Source organism: Micromonospora sp. Llam0, from assembly GCF_003751085.1.
Taxonomy (GTDB): Bacteria; Actinomycetota; Actinomycetes; order Mycobacteriales; family Micromonosporaceae; genus Micromonospora_E.
Genome location: NZ_RJJY01000001.1, coordinates 4,567,178 through 4,587,983, shown reverse-complemented (window position 1 = coordinate 4,587,983; position 20,806 = coordinate 4,567,178). Strand labels below are relative to the sequence as shown.

Below are 20,806 nucleotides of genomic sequence, written 5' to 3'. Positions count from 1 at the left end.
AGGTCGCAGGTCGCTACTCGGTGGCGGGTACGGCGTCGGGTGCGGGCACGGCGTCGGGGGCGGACACCGGCCGCTCGTCGTCGCCGGTGGGCAACCGGTCGCAGAGCATGCCGGTCAGCGCGCCCGATGTGCCGTACGTCCACAGCAGGGTCGGCGACAGCTTCAGGTCGAAGGCCGCCTCCAGCCGGTTGCGCAGTTCCAGACTCATCAGCGAGTCCAGGCCGAGCGCCTTGAACGGGGTGTCCCGGTCGATCACCGTCGGGTCGATCCGCAGCACCCGGCCGGTGAGCTCCCGTACCTTGGCCTCGACCAGCGGGGCCCGGTCGTCGGCCGGGGTGTTGCGCAGCTGGTCGAGGAACTGTCCGGCGTCACCGCCGGCCGCTGCCGCCGCCCGGCCCGCGCGCAGCTCCTGCCAGCTGGGCAGCGCGGCGGTGTCGGGGTAGGCGTCGAACCACTGCCGCAGGTTGAGCGGCAGGTAGCCGACGACCGTGGCGTCGGTGGCGAGCAGCCGGGTCAACGCCGGCCAGGCCTGCTCGGCGGGGAAGCTGCCCATGCCGCGTTCCGCCAGCCGGTCACCCCGGTTGCCGTCCCGGGCGGCGAGCCCGACCCCGGCGAACGGCCCCCACTGCACCGACAGCCCGGCGAGCCCGCGTCGGCGCCGGTCCTCGGCGAGCCCGTCGAGGTACGCGTTCGCGGCCGCGTACGCCGCCTGCCCGGCGTTGCCGACCAGCGCTGCGGCCGAACTGAACAGGACGAACAGGTCCAGCGGATCGGCGCCGGTGAGGGCGTCCAGGTGTCGGGCTCCGTCGACCTTGGGGGCGAGCACCCGGTCGAGCTGTCCGGTGTGCAGCGTGGCGATGGTGGCGTCGTCCAGCACGCCGGCCGCGTGTACCACCCCGCGTAGCGGCGGCAGGTCGGTGCGTACCCGGGTGAGCACGTCGGCCAGCGCGGCCCGGTCGGCGACGTCGACCTGGTAGGTGCGTACCTGGACGCCGCCGTGCCGGACCGCGTCGATGCGCGCGGCGGCGTCGGCGTCCGGTGCGGAGCGGCCGAGCAGCGCGATCGCCCCGCCGCCGGCGGCGGCGGCGAACTCCGCCAGGGACAGCCCCAGCGCACCGAGGCCACCGGTGATCAGGTAGGTGCCGTCGTCGCGGAACCGGCCGCCGGGCAGCGGCTCGGGCGCCACCGACACCACGCTGTCCGGCCGGCTGAGCACGAACTTGCCGATGTGCCGCCCCTGCGACATTTCCCGTAGCGCCTCGGTGGCCTGGCCGAACGGGTAGTCGATCACCGGAAGCCGGCCGAGCTGGCCGGTGCGGACCAGCTCCCACACCTGCCCGAACTGTTCGGTGAACCGGGCCGGTCGGCGTTGCATCAAACCGGCCACGTCGACCGAGGCGAGTGAGATTCCCTTGCGGAACGCGCTCAACGAGATGGTGCGGTCGGCGTAGATGTCCTTCTTGCCGACCTCGATGAACCGACCGTCCTCGGCCAGCACGTCCAGGCCACGGGTGATCGCCGCCCCGGTCAGCGAGTTGAGGATCACGTCGCAGCCGCGCCCGCCGGTCGCCGCCAGCACCTGCTCGGCCCAGGACAGGTCACGGGAGTCGAACACGTGCCGGATGCCGAGCCGGCGCAGGTGTTCCCGTTTGCTCTCGGTGCCGGCGGTGGCGATCACCTCGGCACCGAGGTGCCGGGCGACGGCAATCGCGGCCAGCCCCAGCCCGCCGGCGGCCGAGTGCACCAGGACGGTGTCGCCGGGGCCGGTCCGACCCAGCTCGGCGAGCCCGTACCAGGCGGTCACCCCGACCAGTGGCAGCGCCGCCGCGTCCTCGTCGGACAGCTCCGGCGGGATCGGCCGGACCCGGCCGGTGCTGACGGTGACGTGCGAGGCCAGGGCACCGAAGACGCAGGCGACCACCCGGTCCCCGACGGTGAGGCCGGTGACCCCGGCACCCAGCGCGGTGACCCGGCCGGCACATTCGCCGCCGAGCAGCCCGGCCCCGACCGGGTCTGGGTAGGTGCCGACGGCCTTCATCACGTCGATGAAGTTCAGCGCCGCCGCGGTGACCTCGACCTCGACCTCACCGGGGCCGGGGCGTCGGCGGCGTAGTGGGCGGAACTCCAGGCCGTCCCAGCCGCCGGCGCGGGCCGGGATGAGCCGGAACGGCTGACGCGGGGTACGCCAGCGCGGCCGCGTACCGTCGGCGACCCGGTCCAGGTCGGCCCGGCCGGTGGCCAGGATGCGGCCGACATACCGGCCGTCGGGGCGCAGCGCCACCTGGTCGTCGCCGTCGGCCGCACCGAGCTCGGCGACCAGCGCGGCGGCGGGGTCGGTCGACTGAGTGCCGGCGGAACCGGCGGCGTCGGCGGTCCCGGTCAGATCGACGACGGTCGCGACGAGCTCCGGGTGCTCCCGGCGCAGCACCCGGGCGAAACCCCAGAACAGGGCGGAGCCCGGGTCCGGTCGGTCGGCCGCCGTCGCGGTCTGGGCGTCCACGGTGACCAGCACCAGCCGGGGTGGTGCCGGGCGGCCCAGGCAGGCCCGGACCAGGTCCGCCAGCCCGGCGAGGGCCTGCCGCTGACGGTCCAGGCCGGCCGGGGCGGCCGGTGCCAGGTAGACGAGGCCGGTCAGGTCGCCGTCGCGTACCGCGTCGACATCGCCGTCGGCGGCCGGCACGTCCGCGTCGGCGCCGACCCGGCGCAGCTCGCCAGCGATGTTGGCGGCAAGGTCGGCGGTGTCGCCGCCGCCGACGGTGTCGGTGTCGGTGGTGTCACCGGAGCCGATGACCAGCCAGCGGCCGGCGGGCGTACCCGGCTGCTGCACCGGTCGCGGCAGGAACCGCAACTGGTGCAGCAGACCGGCGTCGGGATCGGCCGGCCCGGACACGTCCAACTCCTGCAAGGTCAGCCCGCGCAGGCTGAGCAGCGGGGTCCGGTCGGCGTCGTAGAGGTGCACGTCGTACCGGCCGTCGTCGCGACGGGACACGTACGACCAGGCCTGCACGGTCGGCTCGGCGAGTTCGCCGAGCACATCGACCCGGTCCACCCCGGTCGGTACCACGGTCGCCGGGCCGGCGTGCAGCGCCAGGCTCGCCTGCAGCGCCGCGTCCAGCAGCGCCGGGTGCAGCGGGTACGCCGCCGCGCCGGCTCGGCACCGGTCAGGCAGCGCCAGCTCGGCGAGCGCCCAGTCGGTGCCGTGGCGCAGCCGCCGGATTCCCTGGAAGGCCGGACCGTAGCGCAGCCCGCGCTGGTGGCAGCCGGCGTAGAAGGTCTCCGGGTCGACCTCGGTCGCCGGGTCGGTGAGCCGCTGCCCGGGGAACTCCACCGGGTCCGCCGCCCCGGTCGTGTGCCGGATCTGGGCGGTGGCGTGCCGGAACCAGCCGCTGCCGTCGGAGCCGAGCGACTGCAGCACGAACGAACCGCCCTCGGTCACGTCGTCGCGCCACAGCATGCCGAGCCGGGCCGGTCCGTCGGCCAGCGTCAGATCGCTGTGGAAGGTGGTCCGGTGCAGGGTGGCCGGCAGTCGGCCGGTACGGGCCCGGCCGATGCCCAGACCGAGCACGATCATCGCGGCGCCGGGTACCACGACCGCGTCGTGTACCCGGTGGTCGTCGAGCCAGGGCTGGTCGTCGGCGCCGAGTTCCAGTTCCGCCTGCCACAGGTCGGTCTCCGACGGGGACGGCACCAGGGTGATCTCGGTGCCGGCGGTACGGGAGCGCCGCCGGGCGGCCGGCGGCCAGTGCGTCGACCGCTGCCACGGGTAGCCGGGCAGGTCGACGCCGAACCCGTCGGGCAGCCCGGCGAACGGGGCCAGTCCGGCGACGTAGCCGCGGCCGAACGCGGCAGCCAGGTCGGCCGGGGTGCCCTGGTCGCGGCGCAGCGTGGACAGCACCCGTGGCGGCTGCGGCCGGGCCGCCGCGAGCTGCTCCAGCGCCGGCACCAGCACCGGGTGCGGGCTGATCTCCACGACGTGGGTGACGCCGTCGTCGAACAGCCGGCCCATCGTGTCGTGGAACTGCACCGGCTGGCGCAGGTTGTCCACCCAGTAGCGGGCGTCCATTTCCGGTCCGGCCAGCGGGGCGACCCGGACCGTGGACATCAGCTCGACCTCGCCCTGACCGGGCCGCAGCTCGTGCAGCGCGGCGAGCAGGTCGTCGGTGAGCGCGTCCATCTGCGGGCTGTGCGAGGCGTAGTCGACGTCGACCAGCCGGCAGAAGACCTCGTCGGCGTCGAGCAGTTCCTTGAGGGTGAGCACCGCCTCGGTCTCGCCGGACAGGACGCACGAGCTGGGGCCGTTGTGCACCGCCAAAGAGACCAGTTCCTCGAAGCCGGCGAGGGCGTCGAGCGCCGCGTCCCGGTCCAGCGAGACGGCGAGCATCCGGCCGTTGCCGGAGGTACGCAGGGCCAGTGCGCTGCGTCGGGCCACCACCATCGCGGCGTCGGAGTAGCTGAGGATGCCGGCGACGGTGGCGGCGGCGACCTCGCCCTGACTGTGCCCGACGACCACGTCCGGCACGACACCGTTGGCCCGCCACAGCTCGGCCAGCCCGACCGAGGTGGCCCACAGGGTCGGCTGCAGCATGTCCACCCGGGACAGCCAGCCGTCCCCGGCGGCGCCGGAGACCACCTGGGTGAGGTCCCAGTCGACGTACGGCCGCAGCGCGTCGGCGCACCGGTCGATGACCTTCGCGAAGGTCGGCACCTCGGCGTAGAGCCGTTGTCCCATGGCCGCCCACTGGGCACCCTGCCCGGGGAAGACGAACGCGGTCCGGCCGCTGGCGTCGGCCCGGCCGGCGGTGATCCCGGCGAGGTCGGCCTGTGGGTCGTCCAGATGGGCGTCGATCAGCGTCACGGCCGCTTCGGCGTCGGCCGCGACCACGGCGGTACGCAGCGGGAAGTGGTCGCGGCGGTGTGCCAGCGCGCCGGCGAGTCGCTGCGGCTCGGCCCCGGCGGCGAGCCGGTCACGCAGGTCACGCAGGCGCTGGTTCAGGGCCTGGTTGGTGTGCGCGGAGACCGGCAGGACGGCCGGCACACCCGGTCCGGTCGCGGCGGTGGCCGGCTCCGGGCGGCGGTTGGTGCCGGCCGGCGGGTCGGCGACCACGACGTGGGCGTTCGTGCCTCCCCAGCCGAACGAGTTGACGCCGAGGCAGACCGCCTCGTCGACCGGCAGCGGCAGCGGCTCGCGGACCAGCCGCAGGTTGAGGCCGGTGAAGTCGATGGCGGGGTTGAGCTCGGCGGAGTGCAGGCTGGGCGGCACCACCCGGTGTTCGAGGGCGAGCAGCACCTTGACCAGGCCGGCGAGCCCGGCGGCCGCCTCGGCGTGCCCGATGTTGGTCTTCACCGAGCCGAGGGCCAACGGCGCACCCACCTGACCGCCGTCACCGGCGCGGGCGCGGGCGCCGGCCCGGCCGAGGACCCGGCCGATGGCGCCGGCCTCGATCGGGTCGCCCCGGCCGGTGCCGGTGCCGTGCGCCTCGACGTAGCGCAGCCGGTCGACCACGCCGTCCAGCCCCTGGTACGCCCGGCGCAGCAGATCTTCCTGGCCGGCCGGGTTCGGGGTGACCAGGCTCTCCCCGCCGCCGTCGTTGTTCACCACGGTGCGCACGATGACGCCGCGGATCCGGTCGCCGTCGGCGATCGCCCGGTCGAGCCGCTTCAGCATCAGCGCCGCGACGCACTCGGCCCGGACGAACCCGTCGGCGGTGGCCGCGAACGCCTTGCACCGACCTTCGGGGGAGAGCCCGCCGAAGGCGGTCAGCCCGATCGACACGTCCGGGGCGAGGATCAGGTTTACCCCGCCGACCAGCGCCGCGTCGGTCTCGCCGGCGCGCAACGCCTGACCGGCCAGGTGCAACGCCACCAGCGACGACGAGCACCCGGTCTCGACGACCAGTGACGGCCCGGTCAGCCGCAGGAAGTACGAGACCCGGGCGGCGATCACGTCCAGGGCGTTGCCGACCGCGCTGTGCGTGGTGGCCCCCAGGCCGCGTTCCTTGCGCAGGATCTCGTAGTCGTGCCAGGAGGCTCCGACGTAGACGCCGGTACGGGAGCCGCGCAGTCCGGCCGCCGGCTGACCGGCGTCCTCCAGCGTCCGCCAGACGGTTTCCAGCATCAGCCGCTGCTGCGGGTCGATGTCCTCGGCCTCCCGGGGGGAGATCCCGAAGAAGCCGGGGTCGAACAGGTCGACGTCGTCGACGAATCCGGCGACGTCCTGGACGTGCCGTTCCGGGTCGAGCTGGGCGCTGGCGTCCCACCGGTCACCGGGCACCGGGGCGATCGCGTCGCCCCGGTCGCGGAGCAGCCGCCAGAAGCTGTCCACGTCCGGTGCCTGGGGAAACCGGCCGGCCATGCCGACGACCGCGATGAGCTGGGTCGGATCGGTACCGTCGTTGTCGAACATAGCGAGACCGCCTCGGGAGACAGGGGTGCGGGAGCAGGTCGGGTCTGGTGGGGTACGGGCGTGGGCCGGGCTGAGTCAGTCGCCGGTGCCCACCGCGGGTCCGGTCCGGACGTCCTCGGCGAGATCAGCCGGGTCGATCTGGTGCGGCGCGTTGAGCACGCTGCCGAAGATCCGGTACTTCAGCGGCAGTACGTCGAGGGTCCGGTAGCGGGCCCGACGCAGCAGCACCCCGACGGTGCCGCCCTGCGCCAGGGCGGACTCCTGGATTCGTTGGAACCGGGTGACGAAGGCCTTGTGCCGCTGCCGTTGCGTGACGAATTCGGCGGTGTCGGCGGAGGTGACGACCGGGGCACGGTCCGCTGCCAGCGCGGCGGCGATCACCGGGGTCAGGCAGACCGCGTCCTGGATGGCCACGTTCACGCCCTGGCCGAGGATCGGTGTGCAGGTGTGCGAGGCGTCGCCGACCAGGATCAGCCCGTCCCGGCTCCACTGCGGCACCTCGGCGGTGAAGATCTCCAGGAACGAGGTGTCGTCCCAGGTCCGCAGGTGTTGCTGGACGAGTGGGGCGAGCCGGGGGTCGAGGGCGGCCACCACCGAGCGGAACGCGTCGAAGCCGGCCTTGCGCAGCGCGCCGAGGCTGCGTTTCGGCAGGTTGGTGCCGATCCGCAGCGAGTCGGGGAAGGTGGGCAGCACCACCAGGTGCCGGTCCCGGTTGATCACCAGTTCGGCCTGCTGCCCCCACTGCGGCGGCCGGGGTAGCCGGAACTGCAGGAAGTCGCGGGCCATCTGCTGTACGTCGGCGGTGAGCCCGGCGGCGTGCCGTACCTTGGAGAACCGTCCGTCGGCGCCCACCACGAGCCGGGCCCGGACTTCGACCGACGAGCCGTCGCGGCGGCGCAGCCAGGCACCGCGGATCGCGCCGTCCTGCTCGATCAGCCGGGTGAAGGTGGTCCCGAACTGGTAGTCGAACCCGCGATGCCGCTGCCCGGCGTCGATGAAGATCTTGATCAGGGCGGGCTGCGGGATGTCGATCGGCACCTCGCCGACGCCGAAGCGGCGGTAGTCGACGTGCATCACCCGCCGCCCCTCCATCCGCATGGTGACGCCCTCGGTCGGCAGGTAGCCGTGGCCGTCCAGCGCCGGGCCGAAGCCCAGCCGGCGCAGGGTCACCACCGACGGGGCGGCGATCGTCTCGCCGCGGAACTCGCGCTCCAGGCTGGTCTGCCGTTCGGCCACCAGCACGTCGATCCCGCGCCGGGCCAACAGGTGACCCAGCAGCGCGCCGGCCGGTCCGCCGCCGACGATCAGGACGTCGGTCTGCACCGTCTGGTCGCTCACCGGACCGGCCCCTCGTTCGCCGGGACCGGTGCGACCAGCGCCGCCAGGTCGGCGACGGTGGTGGCGGCGGTGAACCGTTCGTAGTCCACCGACGCGCCGCTGCTGCGCTCCAGGTAGACCAGTACCCGCAGGGCGTTCACGGAGTCCCAGCCGTCGATCGCGGTCAGCGGGGTGTCGGCGGTGACCTGCTCGGACTCCAGGTCCAGCAGGTCCGCGAGGATGTCGGCGATCAGATCGACGCCGGAGTCAGGCCGGTCAGCGGACATCGAAGGGCTCCTCGTTGTTGGTGATCTCGATCCAGCCGGGCAGCTCGACGAGGTCGCGCAGGTCGTGGCGGAACTCGGCGGCGCCGGCAGGGCTGGCGGGGCCGACGGGGTGGAAGCCGAGTCGTGGGTAGAAGTCGGCGAACCGGGCGTTGCGCTCGGTGCGGCGGAAGCTGCCATGCACGGCCGGCGCCCCTCGGGCGAGCGCGCTGCGCAGCACCAGGCCGACGATCGCTCCTTCCACGTCCCGGGAGAAGACCCGGCAGCTGAGGACGACGTTGTCGATGCTCCAGGCACCGTCGGTGCGTCGGCTCAGGGCCAGCGCCGCGATCAGCCCGTTGTCCCCGAACCGGTCGGTCAACCGGGCACCGTAGAAGACCCCGTCGCCCAGTTCGGCGGTGCCGTACCGGATCCCGGTGAGGTTGAACTGGTTGGTCTTGCCGAACAGTTGGGCGATCCGGCCCGCGTTGTGCCGGTCCAGCGGCTGCACGGTGAGCCGGGACTCCAGCCCGGCCAGGTAGTCGTCCAGGCTGCCGGCGTCCCGGACCAGTTCCCGGCGGCGGGCGCTGGCCTGGTACATCGCGACCCGCTGCCGGTCCTCGTCGGTGAGGCTGAGCACGGTGAAGTCGCCCCGGGTGGCGAGGCGGCGGGCGTACCCGGCCGGCTCGGCCGGCAGGTCGACGGTGCCGACCTGCGGGGCGAGCCGGTGCATCAGGTCCCGCTCGGCCGGGTTGTCGTCGACGAACACCAGCGCGTCGAGGCCGATGTTGAGCTCCTCGGCGATCGCCCGCAGGTTGTCCGGCTTCGGCTCCCAGTTGATCCGGGTAGCCACGAAGGCGTCCGGCCGGAGCGCCATCTCCGGGTGCCGGGCCAGCGCCGCTACCGCGACGTCGTGGTCGTTCTTGGAGGCGACGGCGAGCAGTACGCCCTGCGCCGCCAGGTCCCGGGCCAGCTCCTGCAGTTCGGTGTGCGCCGACCCGGGGTAGCCGCCACCCACCGTGACGGCGTCCGGGCCGATGTCACCGACCACCCCGCTCCACAGCGTCTCGTCGAGGTCGAGCACCAGGCACTTGGCGGCCCGGCCCAGGTCGGCGGCGGCGACCCGGACCAGCTCGTGGGCGAAGGCCGACAGATAGCCGGGGGAGTACGCGTGGCCGGCGACGTGCCGCATCCGATCGTCGGCGAACGTGCTCCCGGCCCGGTCGGCCAGGTCCGCCGTGGACAGGACGACCGTCGCCGGATGGTCGGCGGCGAGGTCGGCGATCGCGGCGTTCATCCGCGACCAGACCGCGTCGAGCCGGGCCCGGGCCGCGTAGCTGATCAGCCGGTGCCGGCGCAGCGGATGCAGCGGTACGGTGCCGAGCACGGCCAGCCCGCCGAGCACCTGCCGGCAGGCGGTGAGCCAGGATGCCAGCTCGGCCGGGAACGCGGCGCACCGGGCGGCGATCTCGTCGACGTCGACCGGGTCGGCCAGCCCGGACAGTACGGCGGAGTCGTCGAGGAGCAGGGCGACGATCCGGGGCCGCAGCTCGGCGAGGTCCGGCGCGCCGGCGGCGATCTCCAGCCGCCACTGGTCGAAGCCGGCGGTGCGGATCTCGGGCAGCATCGCGTGCCGCACGCCGGCCGCGGTGAGCAGCGCCGGAAGTGGGTCGAGCGTGGCGCTGCCGAGCAGCGCGATCCGGGTCGGGGCAAGCTCGGCGCGCAGCTGGTCGGCGGCCCGGCGGCCGCGCAGCAGCGACCCGGCGGCCTCCAGGTCGAGCGGGTCGGTGAGCCGGTCCAGGATCGGCCGTAGCCGTCGGACGTCGCCGGCCGACCCGGCCCGGATCAGCGCCCGCAGTTGGGCCAGCGGCGGGCCGGCCGACGTCGGCGCGGAGACACTGTCAACGGACATCGTCGGCCTCCTCGGGCCGGTGCCGCAGCGCCATGCCGGTCAGCACCCACTTGGACGACTCGACGGTGGTGACCAGCAGCCGCCCGCCGACGCCGGTGCCCGCCGCGATCCGCCGCATCGCCCGGTTGAGTTGGATGAACGGCAGCGCGTTGCCGTTGTTGCCGGTGTCGGCGACGCAGCTGACCGCCTGCTCGGGTCGGACCCCGAGGTAGCGTCGGATCTTCTCGGTCATCACCCCGTTGAGCTGGGGGATCAGCAGGTGTTCGACGTCGTCGGCGGGCCAGCCGGTGACCGCGACCAGCTCGTCGAGGATCGCCCGGGCGGCCTCCGGCACGTGCTGCTCGATCGCCTTGTAGTCCTCTTCGGACATTGCTTCGCGGGTCGGTTCGCCGCGCGGTCCGGAGACCGTCGGCGCGCCCTCCGCGCCGTACCAGCGGACGATCTGCGCCGGTGACCGGCCCTTGCCGACGGTACGGGTGAACAGGTGCTCGACGACCAGTCCCGGCCCGTCGGTGCCGGCGTCCACCACCGCCGCCCCGGCCCCGTCGCCGAACAGCGCGAAGCTCACCATCTCGGCCGGCCGCAGCTGGGCGATCGCGCCGTCCGACGGCCACAGGTTGCGGCAGGTGTCGGCCCCGATGACCAGGCCGCGCCGCAGCTCCCCGGCGGCGAGCAGGGCACGTGCCGTGTAGAGCCCCTGCAGGGCGCCGGCGCATCCCGAGGTGAGCTGGAAGGTCGGAATGTCGTTGAGTCCGAGCCGGTCGGCGACCAGGTTGACGGTGGCCGGCATCAGGTGGTCGGGCGACGCGGTGGTCAGGATGACGAAGTCGAGGCTGGCCGGGTCCAGGCCGGACCGCAGCAGGGCCTGCTCGCCGGCGGCGGTGGCCAGGTCGCTGGTGGACCGGGGCACCCCGGGCGGGCCGTCCGGACGGCAGAAGTAGCGGGTGCGGTTGCCGGTCATCGCGTCCAGCCACCGTTCGTGCAGGCCGAACCGGGCGGCCATGTCCGCGTTGGTGACCGGCTCGCCGGGAAGTACCTCACTGAGGGATACCAGTCGCACGGCTGCGTCCTTACGTCGGTTCGTGCGGGTACGGGGAATCGGGATTGCCGGTGGGTCAGCCGTACCGGCTGACGTCGTGGAAGAAGCCGGGCACGGTGTGCAGTCCGCCGGCCGCCGCGATGCTGTCGTAGACGTGCTTGGCGAGCACCAGGTCCAGCACTCCGAGCCCGAACGGGGAGAAGATCACCGGCTGGTCGGTGGGTACGTCGATCCGCCCGGTCAGCACGTCGTCCAAGGTGCCGGCGACGAACCGGCGGTGCCCCACCCGCTGCTCGGTCAGGTGCACCGAGGTGTCCGCCTTCATGCAGTGCTCGACGTCGTCGACCACGTTCGTCGAGGCGAGGATCAGCTCCGGGGACAGGTCACGCAGCGAGACGTGCAGCACCAGCGGATGGTGGGCGAGCAGCCGCGGGTCGGACAGGTGGGGCCGGCCGGCGACGGTGGCGAAGACGATCAACGGGTACGACCGGACCAGCTCTTCGGCGCTGCCGTACAGCCGGACGTCGTCGTGCCCGCCGCGGACCAGATGGTCGCGGAACCCGCCGGCGTGCTCGGCGGACAGGTCGTACAGCCCGACGCTGTCGAACTCGCACCCGTTGCCGACCAGGTAGGTGTGGATGTAGCGGGCGATCAGGCCGGTGCCGACGAAGCCGATCCGGCGTGGCACCCCGCCGCGGGCGGCGGACAGCCGCAGCGCGGCCGACGCGGCGGACGCGGCGGTCCGGGTCGCGCTGATGATCGACGACTCCAGGCAGGCGATCGGGTACCCGGTCTCGTAGTCGTTGAGAACCAGCACGGCCGAGGCCCGGGGAATCCCGCCAGCGACGTTGTCCGGGAAGCTGGAGATCCACTTCATGCCGTGCACCTCGACCTTGCCCCGTACCGAGGCCGGCAGCGCGATGATCCGGCTGTTCGGGCGGTCCGGGAACCGCAGGAAGTACGAGTCCGGGTTGGTGGTTTCCCCGGCCCCGTGCAGCCGGTACGCCGACTCGATCAGCTCGGTGACCTCCGGCTCACGTCCACTGATCGTGTCGTGCACCTGGGCGCCGGAGATGACGGCGAAGGGCGGAATCTCTGCCATGGGGTGGTGTGCTCCGTCGTTCGGGACCGCCGCGTCGGGGCGGCGGTCGTCGGCGTACGACCGGCCGGGTCGGGCACCCGGCCGGTCGTCGGGTCCGGTCAGTCGGTCGAGTGCGCCGCCATCGCCCGGCGCAGACCGGCCGGGCGCAGGTCGGTCCAGGTTTCGTCGACGTGTGCCGTGCACTCGTCCTCGGTGCCCTCGAACCCGGCCGGTCGCCACCCGCCGGGTGCCGGCCGGCCGGCCGGGAAGAGCCCGTACTGCTCCTCGTGGTTGACCAGCACGGCCCACCGCTCGACGGGTTCGCCACTCATGCCGGTGCCACCTGGTTGAGCCGTTCGTTGACCGCCTCGGTGAAACCGGCGAAGGTCGGATTGCGGAACAGCAGCTGGGTGGGCACCTTGACGCCACCCAGCTCGGCCCGCAGCCGGCTGGCGACCTGCATCGCGCTCAGCGAGTGACCGCCGATGTCGAAGAAGTCATCGGTGTCGCTGATCGTGTCGATCTTCAGAATCTCGCACCAGACGGTGCGTACCGTCTCGGCGGCGTCAACTGGCATCGGAGGCTCCTCGTCGTTGTCGGGTCCTGGTCCGTCCGAACCGGACGTCAGGCGGTTGATCAGTGCGCCCCGGTCGGCCTTGCCGCCGACGGTCAACGGGATCGCGTCGACCACCGTGTAGTTGCCCGGGCGCATCCAGGACGGCAGCTGGCTGGCGGCGTGTTCGCGTACCGCCGCCAGGTCGGCGTCCGGGCGCAGCCGGACCACGGCGGACAGCTGGCCGCTGTCCACCTCCGGGTGGTACAGCACCACCGCGCGGGCGACCCCCGGATGGTCGGCGATCACCGCCTCGATCTCACCCAGCTCCACCCGGTGTCCCCGGATCTTGATCTGGTCGTCGGTGCGACCGATGTAGCGCAGCGTGCCGTCCGGCTGGCGGACCACCCGGTCACCGGTGCGGTACATCCGGGCACCGTCGTCGGAGAGCGGATCCGGGACGAACTTCGCCGCGGTCAGGCCCGGCCGTCCCGAATAGCCGCGGGCCAGGTACGGACCGGCGACGCACAGCTCACCGGGGGTGCCGTCGGGCACCGGCGACAGCGTCGCGTCGACGATCCGGGCCTGCACCCCGGCCAGCGGACGGCCGATGTGCGGCGCCTCGCCCGGCACGATCGGGGTGCCGGCCACATTCACCGCGGCCTCGGTCGGCCCGTACAGGTTAGCCGCCGCCAGCACCCCGTCGGAGATCAACTGCTCCAGGGTGGCCCACAGCGGCGGCGGCACCGCCTCACCGGCGATGAACAGCCGGAGGAACTGGTCCTTGGCGGCCACCGTGGCCAGTTCCTCGATCAGTATCTGGGCGTGCGACGGCGTCATGTCGGCCTCGGTGAGCCGGTGCTCGACCATGAACTCCGCGAACTCCTCCGCGTCGCGGCGCATGTCGTCGGTGAGCACCCCGACCGTGTCGCCCCGCAACACCCGGACCCATTCCTGCACCGACGCGTCGAAGGCCACCGAGGCGTTCCAGGCCAACCGGGCACCGGGTGGGCCGAAGAAGCCGCCCTGCTCCATGCCGTTGAGGAAGCTGACCAGCGCCCGGTGCGAGATCTCCACTCCCTTGGGCCGGCCGGTCGAACCCGAGGTGAAGATGACGTACGCCAGGTTGTCCGGGTGCAGCGGCACCGGCGCGGTACGCGGATGCGCGTCCCAGTCGATCCGGTCGAGGACCACCGGGTCGCCGACGCCGGTGTCCGGCACCGACCCGATCAGGTCGGCGTGGGTGATCGTGGTGACCAGGTCCGCGTCCCGGGCGATGCGAGCCAGCCGCTGCGCCGGCTGCTCCGGGTCGAACGGAATGTAGACGGCGCCGGCCTTCAGGATGCCGAGGATCGCCACCAGCAGGTCGACCGACCGGGGCAGCAGTACCCCGACGGCGCGTTCCGGGCCGGCGCCCCGGCCGGCCAGGATGCCGGCGAGTCGGTCGCTGCGGTCGTCGAGTTGCGCGTAACTGAGCCGGCCGTCGGTCGCGATCACCGCGTCCCGGTCCGGGTGGGCGGCGGCCACCTCCTGGAACGCGGCGATCGCCGACCCGTGCCATTCCGGCCGGCCGCGCCGGTCGGCGGGTGGCGCGGTGGGCGCTTCAACTGTCTGGGTCATCGGATGGCCGCCTCCTGCTGCGCGGCGACCTGCGCCAGCAGCGCCTCGGTGTCCTGCAGCGGACCGGCCTCGGTCTGCAGCACCACCCGCCACCGGTCGTGGTCGCGCAGCCAGCAGGTGACGTGTACGAAGGTGATCGTGGTGTCGGCCGAGTCGAAGCGGACCACCTCGAGGATCTGGCCGCTGACGCAGTTCTGCACCACCGACTTGATCGGCGTGACGTGCAGCGTCCAGGTCGGCTCGTCGAAGTACTCGCGCAGGATGCGCCCCCACGCGTCCCGGTTCATCCCGACGGTCCCGTCGGCGCCGAGCCCGGTGGCGTTCTCGTTGATGAAGAACGAGATGAACTTGTCGTAGTCCCGCTCGGCGAACGCCCGGTCGAACTCCTCGCCGGCGACGGTCAACTCGGCGACACAGCGGTCGCATCCCGCGTCACCGGCCTGGCCGGCGGTGAACGCGGTCTGCGGGGCGGCCGCACCGGCCAGCGGCGCCGCCTGCGGATCGACAACCGCGAGCTTCTCTCGCATCGTTACTCCTGTCTCGGTGTGGTCGGCGGTTGCGGGGTGTGCCGCATCAGCAGCAGCACCCCGTCGGGGCACATCGGGTCGGGGATCGTCCCGTCCGGCACGAATCCCTCGGACGCGTACAGCGTCCGGCCCCTGGTGTTGTCCGGCTTGACGTCCAGCCAGACCTGGCGCGCGCCGTGGACCTGGTAGGCGCGGGCCACCGCGGCGCGGAACAGCCTCCGCCCGTGCCCCGCGCCCCGGTGCCGGTGCGACACCACGATGCGGCGCAGTTCGACGACGCGGTCCGACCGGCGCAGCCCGGCCAGCACGACGAAGCCCACCACCGAGGCGGCGGCCTCGGCGACCACCTGCTCCTGGTCCGGATCGGCGTAGGCCCGCTCGTGGTAGGCCCGGCCGGTGATGCCGAGGTACCGGGTCGTCTCCGGCCCCTGCTCGATCTCGACCAGCGTGTCGAGTTCGTCGACGGTGGCCGGCCGGACCTCGAAGCTGGTCGCCGGCCGGTCCCCGAAGTCGGTCGGGACGTCCGTCGTGGGGGGTGCCACGGCGGCTACGGCTCGACCGGCGCGTCGGAGGCCTCCGCCATCGCGATGGCGATGCGGCGGCCGCCGGTGAACGGCTCCCGACCGTGCGCGGTGAGCATGTTGTCGATCACCACCAGGTCGTCGGCCTGCCAGTCGAACCGGGTCAGCGCTGCGCGGTACGCCTTCTGCAGGTGCTTCATCACGTCGTCGGGGATCCGCGCGCCGTCGCCGTAGTAGCTGTTCGTCGGCAGGTTCTCCTCGCCGTACATCTCCAGCATCTCCTCCTGGTAGATCTGCGGCAGGCTGCTGATGTGGAAGAACGTGGCGTGGTTGAACCAGACCGGTTCGCCGGTCACCGGGTGCGGGTGCACGGGCTCGCGGACCGCCCGGGTACGCAGCCCGTCGGTGCCGACCCACTCGACGTCGATGCCCTGGCTGCCGCAGTACCGCTCGACCTGCGACCGGTCATCGGTGTCGTAGAAGTACTGCCAGCTGCCGCCCATCTCACTGAAGTTGCGCACGTACATCCACTTGCGCCGGATGAACTCCTCGGCCACCGCCGGGTCGATGTGGCGGTAGACCTCACGGACATCGGCGAACGGGGTGGCGCCCTGGGTCTCGGCCGGCTGCAGGCAGTAGAAGAACACCTTCATCGGCCACTGCGCCTGGTAGGAGCACTCGTTGTGCAGGAAGATCTCCTCGGTCGGCGGGTAGTCGGTCGAGGTGAAGACGTTGCCGGAGAGGCTGCTGCGTGGTGACGTGCGCTCGGTGTAGTCCAGCGGAGCGCCGGACAGCGCCCGGACCACGTCGTGCAACCCGTCGACGCCACCCACCTCGAAACCGCGGAACATCGCCGCCCCGGTACGGGTGATGAGCGAACGGATCTCCGCCCGGTTCTCCTTGATGACGTCGAGAATCGACAGGTCGTTGTCCGGTTCGATGACTGCGGGGAGGCTCTGCCCCGGCAGTGCGGTTACCAACATGGTTTCCCCTTCGCTGATCAGTGCCGGCCGGCGGCGGCGATCCCGGACTCTTTCCACAGGTGTGACACGTCGCCGAAGTTCTGTTGAACCCACTGGTCGGAATAGATGGTGTTGAGGTATCGCTCCCCGCGGTCGGGAAAGACGAGAACGCAGGTCGCGCCGGCCGGAATGCGGTCGCGGAACCGTTCCAACGCCGAGATGACCCCGCCGGAGGAACCGCCGGCGAGAATCGCCTCCCGGGCCATCAGCCGCCGACAGCCGACGACGCAGTCGAGGTCGGAGACGTGCACCACCGGGTACGTCCCGGTGGCGGCCAGCAGCGGCGGTCGGGCCGACGCGCCGTGGCCCGGGATCAGCCGGTGCCGGCTCTCGTCACCGAAGATCGCGCTGCCGACCGCGTCGACCGCGACCACCCGGGTGGCCAGTGCCTGCTCCCGGACGTAGTCGAGAACCCCGGTCAACGTGCCGCAGGTGCTGGTGGCGCAGAAGATGAAGTCCGGCGGGGCCGGCAGGGCGGCGATGATCTCCTGCATCGTCCGGTGGTGCGCGGCCGGGTTGAGCGGGTTGGCGTACTGGTTCGGCCAGTAGCCTTCCGGATGCTCGGTCAGCAGCTCGCGGACCCGGCGGATGCGTTCCGGCAGGTACTCGCCGGTGGCCGGGTCGGGCCGGTCGATGATCTCGATCTCGGCCTGGAACGCCCGGAGGATGGCGATGTTCTGCGCGGTCGTCTTGGCGTCGACCACGCAGATGAAGCGCAGCCCGAAGTAGCGGCAGACCTGGGCGATGCCGATCGCCAGGTTGCCGGAGCTGGATTCGATGACCACCGAACGGTTCGGCACCAGCTCCGCCGCGTGAATCTTGTGGAGCAGCATGTTCAGTGCGGTGCGGTCCTTGATGCTGCCACCCGGATTCGCCAGCTCCAGTTTCGCGAACACCCGCGCCGGAATGTCCCGCAGCAGGCCGTTCAGCTCGACCAGCGGCGTATCCCCGATACATCCGAGAATCCCTTGCACGCTGCGTTGAACCCCTTGCTCGGTGCGTTGGGTCACGTCGCCCCCTCTGGTCGCGCCATTCGTGCCGACCGGTCGCCTCGGACCGCGTACGCATTGCGGTTCAGGCGTGAACGGCAACGAGTCTTGCCGGGGATGCTTGAGTGAACCTTGACGCCCTCGCAGGCGGGTGGTCTGGCCGGCGGTCCCAAGGTCCACTCAAGCGCCGCCGGTTACGTTCGGCCAGCTTCGATCACCATCCCCGGCCAACGGACATCGAGGATCGACGTGGAGACAACAGACCTGCGTACGCTTGTCGAAGAGCAACTGCGACTGTCGCACCGGCTGCGGGCGAGGATCCGCGAGCTGGAAGCCGAGCGCGCGGCGCCCCTGGCCGTCGTCGGGACGGCGCTGCGCTTCCCCGGCGGCGTGACCACCCCCGAGCAGTACTGGGAGTTGCTCACCGGCCCGGCGTCCGGGCTGCGGGACATCCCGGCCGACCGGCCGGGCCTGCGCTCGGTGCACCACCCCGAGGTGGGCCGCCCCGGCCACTCCTACGTGGACCGGGCGGGCTTCCTGACCGACGTGGCCGGGTTCGACCCGGACTTCTTCGGCATTTCCCAGCGGGAGGCCGAGTCACTGGACCCGCAGCAGCGTCTGCTGCTGGAGACCTCGTGGGAGGCGCTGGAACGGGCCGGCGTCGCGGTCCGCCGGGCGGACCGGCTGGACGCCGGCGTCTTCGTCGGACTGATGGCCGCCGAGTACGGCGAACGGTTCACCGCCACCGACCCGGACCGGCTCGACCCGTACTTCGGCACCGGCGGCGGGCACTGCTTCGCCGCCGGCCGGATCAGCTACGCGCTGGGACTGCGCGGCCCGGCGGTCACCCTCGACACCGCGTGCTCGTCGTCGCTGGTGGCGCTGCACTCCGCGGCCCGCAGCCTACGGTCGGGAGAGTGCCGGTACGCGCTGGTCGGCGGGGCGAATTTGATCTTCTCGCCGAGGTTGATGGTGTCGCTGTGCCAGAGCCGGGCGCTCGCCCCGGACGGCAGGTCCAAGCCGTTCACCGCCGCCGCCGACGGCTACGGTCGCGGCGAGGGGGTCGCCACGGTGGTGCTGATGCGGTTGGCCGACGCGGTCGCCGAGGGCCGGCCGGTGCTGGCGGTGGTGCGTGGCAGCGCGGTCAACCACGACGGCGCCTCGTCCGGCCTGACCGTGCCGAACGGTCCGGCCCAGCAGGAGGTGATCCGGGCCGCGCTGCGTGACGCCGGGGCCGATCCGGCCGAGGTGAGCTACGTCGAGGCGCACGGCACCGGCACCGCGTTGGGCGACCCGATCGAGGTCGCCGCGCTCGACGCGGTGTACGGCCGGCCGCGGTCCGACGCCCAGCCCCGGCTGCTGGTGAGCAGCGTCAAGGCCCGGCTGGGTCACCTGGAGGCGGCCGCCGGCCTGGCCGGGCTGATCAAACTGGTGCTGATGCTGCGTCACGGGCGGATCGTGGCCGACGTGCCGGAGGCCGACGGGCCGCTGAACCCGCTCGTGTCGTGGGCGGACGGCCGGATCGAGATACCGCGCCGGGCGGCCGACTGGTCCGGCGCCGGGCGGATCGCCGGGATCAGCGCGTTCGGGCTGAGCGGCACCAACGCGCACGTGATCGTCCAGGCACCGGACCCGGCCCGGCCGTCGGACCCGACCGCCCAGCCGGGTCGACCGGAGCTGCTGGTGCTGTCCGCCCGCAGCCCGCAGGCGCTGCAGGCGCTCGCCGCCTCGGTCGGCACCTACCTCTTTCGCAGCGATCCGGCCGGGCTGTCCTCGGTCTGCCACACGCTGCGCGCCGGGCGGGCGCCACTGGCGTACCGGCTGGCGGTGACCGGGACGTCGGCGCGTGACCTCGCCCGCAAGGTCAGTCTGGCTGTCGACGCCGCGCCGGAGCCGGCCGGTCCGCTGTCCGGCCCGGCCCTGGTGCTGCACCCCGCGGCCTCGGACGCGTTGGTCAAGGGGGTCGCGGCGATCGCCTCGGAGCTGCCGCTGCTGACCGACGAGGACCGGGCACCGGAGCTCGACCCGGCCGGTTGGCTGACCGGGGCGCTGGACCTGCTCGGCGTACCGATGGTCGTCCGGGATCCGGACGCGGACGCTGCCGGCCCCGGGGCCGGCCATGTCCACCCTGCTCTGCTTGACCTCGGCGACCAGCGGGTGGCGCTGGTGCCGGCCGATCCGGACCGGGCGACCGCCGTGTTCCTCGATGCGCTGGCGGCGTTGTTCCGGGCCGGTGCCGACCTGCGGATGGACCGGCTGCGGGCACCGGACGCCCGGTTCGTCGGGGACCTGCCGACCTATCCGTTCCAGCGACGCCGCTGCTGGGTGCCGGAGCCGGTGGCACCGTCGCCATCCGCGCGCGCCACTGGGGCCGCCGCACCGCCGGACGAAGTCAGCTCGCTGCCCCAGGACGCCGCCGGGCCGGCTGCGGACGCCGCCGGGCTGGCCCCGGATGCGGCCGATCAGGCCGCGGTGGAGAGCTTCCTGCGTGCGGAGTTGGCCGAGGTGCTGAAGGCGACCGGCGAGTTGGACCTGCGGCTGACCTTCGCCGAGCTGGGCGGCGACTCGTTCACCGCGATGCTGTTCCTCAGCCGGGTGCAGGAGTGCTACCAGCTCGACGGGTCCACCGCCGAGCTCGCCGTGGACGAGCCACTGGCGGCGCTGCTCGCCGGCCTGGCCCGGGACGTCGCCAGCGCGGCGGTACGGGGATGAGCCGGTTCGTCCGGCCCCGCCCGGCCGGTGACGCCACCTTGCGCTTCATCGCCTTCCACCACGCCGGTGGATCCGCCGCCGGCTACCACCCGTTGGCCAGGGAACTGCCGCCGGACTGGGAGGTGCTGCTGCTGGACCTGCCGGGGCGCGGCCGACGGTACGCCGAACCGCCGCTGCGGGCGATGACCGCCGTCGTCGACGAGGCGACCCGAGCGGTGTCACCACACGCCGATCAGCCGTACGTGCTGTTCGGGCACAGCATGGGTGCGGTCGTCGCGGTCGAGGTCGGGCGCCGGTTGTCGACGCTCGGCGCGGCACCGCTGTGGGTGGGGGTGTCCGGGCGGGCGGCCCCGACGACGCCGACCCCGCTGGTGCCCGGTCTCGGTCGGCTCGGCGACCTGGCGGACGCCGAGCTGCTGGAGGTCCTGCTGGGCCTCGGTGGCACGCCGCACCGGCTGCTCGAGCTGCCGGAGATGCGGGAGCAGTTTCTGCGGGTCGCGCGTGCCGATCTGCAGGCGGTCGACTCGTACCGGCCCGAGCCGGACCGCCCGCCGCTGCCCTGCCCGCTGACCGTGTTCAGCGGGTTGACCGACTCCTGGGCACCGCTGGACTGCCTGCCGGCCTGGCAGGTGGAGACCGCGCACCAGCTGCGTCAGTGCTTCTTCCCGGGTGGGCACTTCTACTTCCACGGCGCGGCGTACCCGCACCTCGCCCGGGAGATCCGTACCGAGGTGACGGCCGTGCGGGGCACGGCCGAGCAACGGCATGAGTTCTTCACGGTCGGCAGGTGATGGTGTCACTGGATCCGTGCCCCGATCCGACGCAGACTGTTTTCAATGAGTTGCCA

Annotated in this window: 14 protein-coding genes; 2 read left to right on the top strand and 12 right to left on the bottom strand. The window is 72.9% G+C overall.

Annotation, left to right across the window (positions count from 1 at the left end; all coding sequences use genetic code 11):
• Positions 1–13: 13 nt before the first annotated feature.
• The 12 genes from EDC02_RS19995 to sbnA all read right to left on the bottom strand — a co-directional run bounded on the left by EDC02_RS19995 (position 14) and on the right by sbnA (position 17,223).
• Positions 14–6,403, bottom strand: coding sequence for a type I polyketide synthase (locus EDC02_RS19995; protein ID WP_199757700.1), 6,390 nt, complete (start codon positions 6,401–6,403; stop codon positions 14–16).
• A 75-nt stretch (positions 6,404–6,478) separates the two neighbouring features.
• On the bottom strand, positions 6,479–7,741 hold the full coding sequence (locus tag EDC02_RS19990; RefSeq protein WP_123603281.1) for an FAD-dependent monooxygenase: 1,263 nt from the start codon (positions 7,739–7,741) through the stop codon (positions 6,479–6,481).
• On the bottom strand, positions 7,738–8,007 hold the full coding sequence (locus EDC02_RS19985) for an acyl carrier protein (RefSeq protein WP_123603280.1): 270 nt from the start codon (positions 8,005–8,007) through the stop codon (positions 7,738–7,740). The genes EDC02_RS19990 and EDC02_RS19985 overlap by 4 nt, the downstream gene beginning before the upstream one ends.
• Positions 7,997–9,895, bottom strand: a complete 1,899-nt coding sequence (locus EDC02_RS19980; protein ID WP_123603279.1) for an HAD family hydrolase — start codon at positions 9,893–9,895, stop codon at positions 7,997–7,999. The genes EDC02_RS19985 and EDC02_RS19980 overlap by 11 nt, the downstream gene beginning before the upstream one ends.
• On the bottom strand, positions 9,885–10,955 hold the full coding sequence (locus EDC02_RS19975; RefSeq protein WP_123603278.1) for a 3-oxoacyl-ACP synthase III family protein: 1,071 nt from the start codon (positions 10,953–10,955) through the stop codon (positions 9,885–9,887). The genes EDC02_RS19980 and EDC02_RS19975 overlap by 11 nt, the downstream gene beginning before the upstream one ends.
• A gap of 55 nt (positions 10,956–11,010) precedes the next feature.
• A complete protein-coding gene (gene sbnB, locus EDC02_RS19970) occupies positions 11,011–12,036 on the bottom strand; it encodes a 2,3-diaminopropionate biosynthesis protein SbnB (protein WP_123603277.1) in 1,026 nt (341 codons plus the stop codon).
• Positions 12,037–12,134: 98 nt separating this feature from the next.
• On the bottom strand, positions 12,135–12,347 hold the full coding sequence (locus EDC02_RS19965; RefSeq protein WP_123603276.1) for an MbtH family NRPS accessory protein: 213 nt from the start codon (positions 12,345–12,347) through the stop codon (positions 12,135–12,137).
• Positions 12,344–14,188 (bottom strand): non-ribosomal peptide synthetase, encoded by a 1,845-nt coding sequence (locus tag EDC02_RS19960; protein WP_123603275.1) that lies wholly within the window; start codon positions 14,186–14,188, stop codon positions 12,344–12,346. Before EDC02_RS19960 ends, EDC02_RS19965 begins: the two co-directional genes overlap by 4 nt.
• A complete protein-coding gene (locus tag EDC02_RS19955; RefSeq protein ID WP_123603274.1) occupies positions 14,185–14,715 on the bottom strand; it encodes a nuclear transport factor 2 family protein in 531 nt (176 codons plus the stop codon). Before EDC02_RS19955 ends, EDC02_RS19960 begins: the two co-directional genes overlap by 4 nt.
• Before the next feature lie 2 nt (positions 14,716–14,717).
• Positions 14,718–15,257 carry an N-acetyltransferase gene (locus EDC02_RS19950; RefSeq protein ID WP_158632245.1) on the bottom strand — a complete coding sequence of 180 codons (540 nt, stop codon included), beginning with the start codon at positions 15,255–15,257 and terminating at the stop codon, positions 14,718–14,720.
• 5 nt (positions 15,258–15,262) lie between these two features.
• Entirely contained in the window at positions 15,263–16,219 is a 957-nt protein-coding gene (locus EDC02_RS19945; protein ID WP_123603273.1) for a TauD/TfdA family dioxygenase, read from the bottom strand.
• Between the two features lie 17 nt (positions 16,220–16,236).
• Complete coding sequence (sbnA, locus tag EDC02_RS19940; RefSeq protein WP_199757881.1) at positions 16,237–17,223, bottom strand: 2,3-diaminopropionate biosynthesis protein SbnA; 987 nt, start codon at positions 17,221–17,223, stop codon at positions 16,237–16,239.
• A 273-nt stretch (positions 17,224–17,496) separates the two neighbouring features.
• On the opposite strand from sbnA, the gene EDC02_RS19935 reads away from it, so the two are divergent.
• Both EDC02_RS19935 and EDC02_RS19930 read left to right on the top strand, forming a co-directional pair.
• Positions 17,497–19,959 (top strand): type I polyketide synthase, encoded by a 2,463-nt coding sequence (locus EDC02_RS19935; protein WP_123603272.1) that lies wholly within the window; start codon positions 17,497–17,499, stop codon positions 19,957–19,959.
• Positions 19,956–20,750 (top strand): thioesterase II family protein, encoded by a 795-nt coding sequence (locus EDC02_RS19930; RefSeq protein ID WP_123603271.1) that lies wholly within the window; start codon positions 19,956–19,958, stop codon positions 20,748–20,750. Before EDC02_RS19935 ends, EDC02_RS19930 begins: the two co-directional genes overlap by 4 nt.
• Positions 20,751–20,806 lie beyond the last annotated feature (56 nt).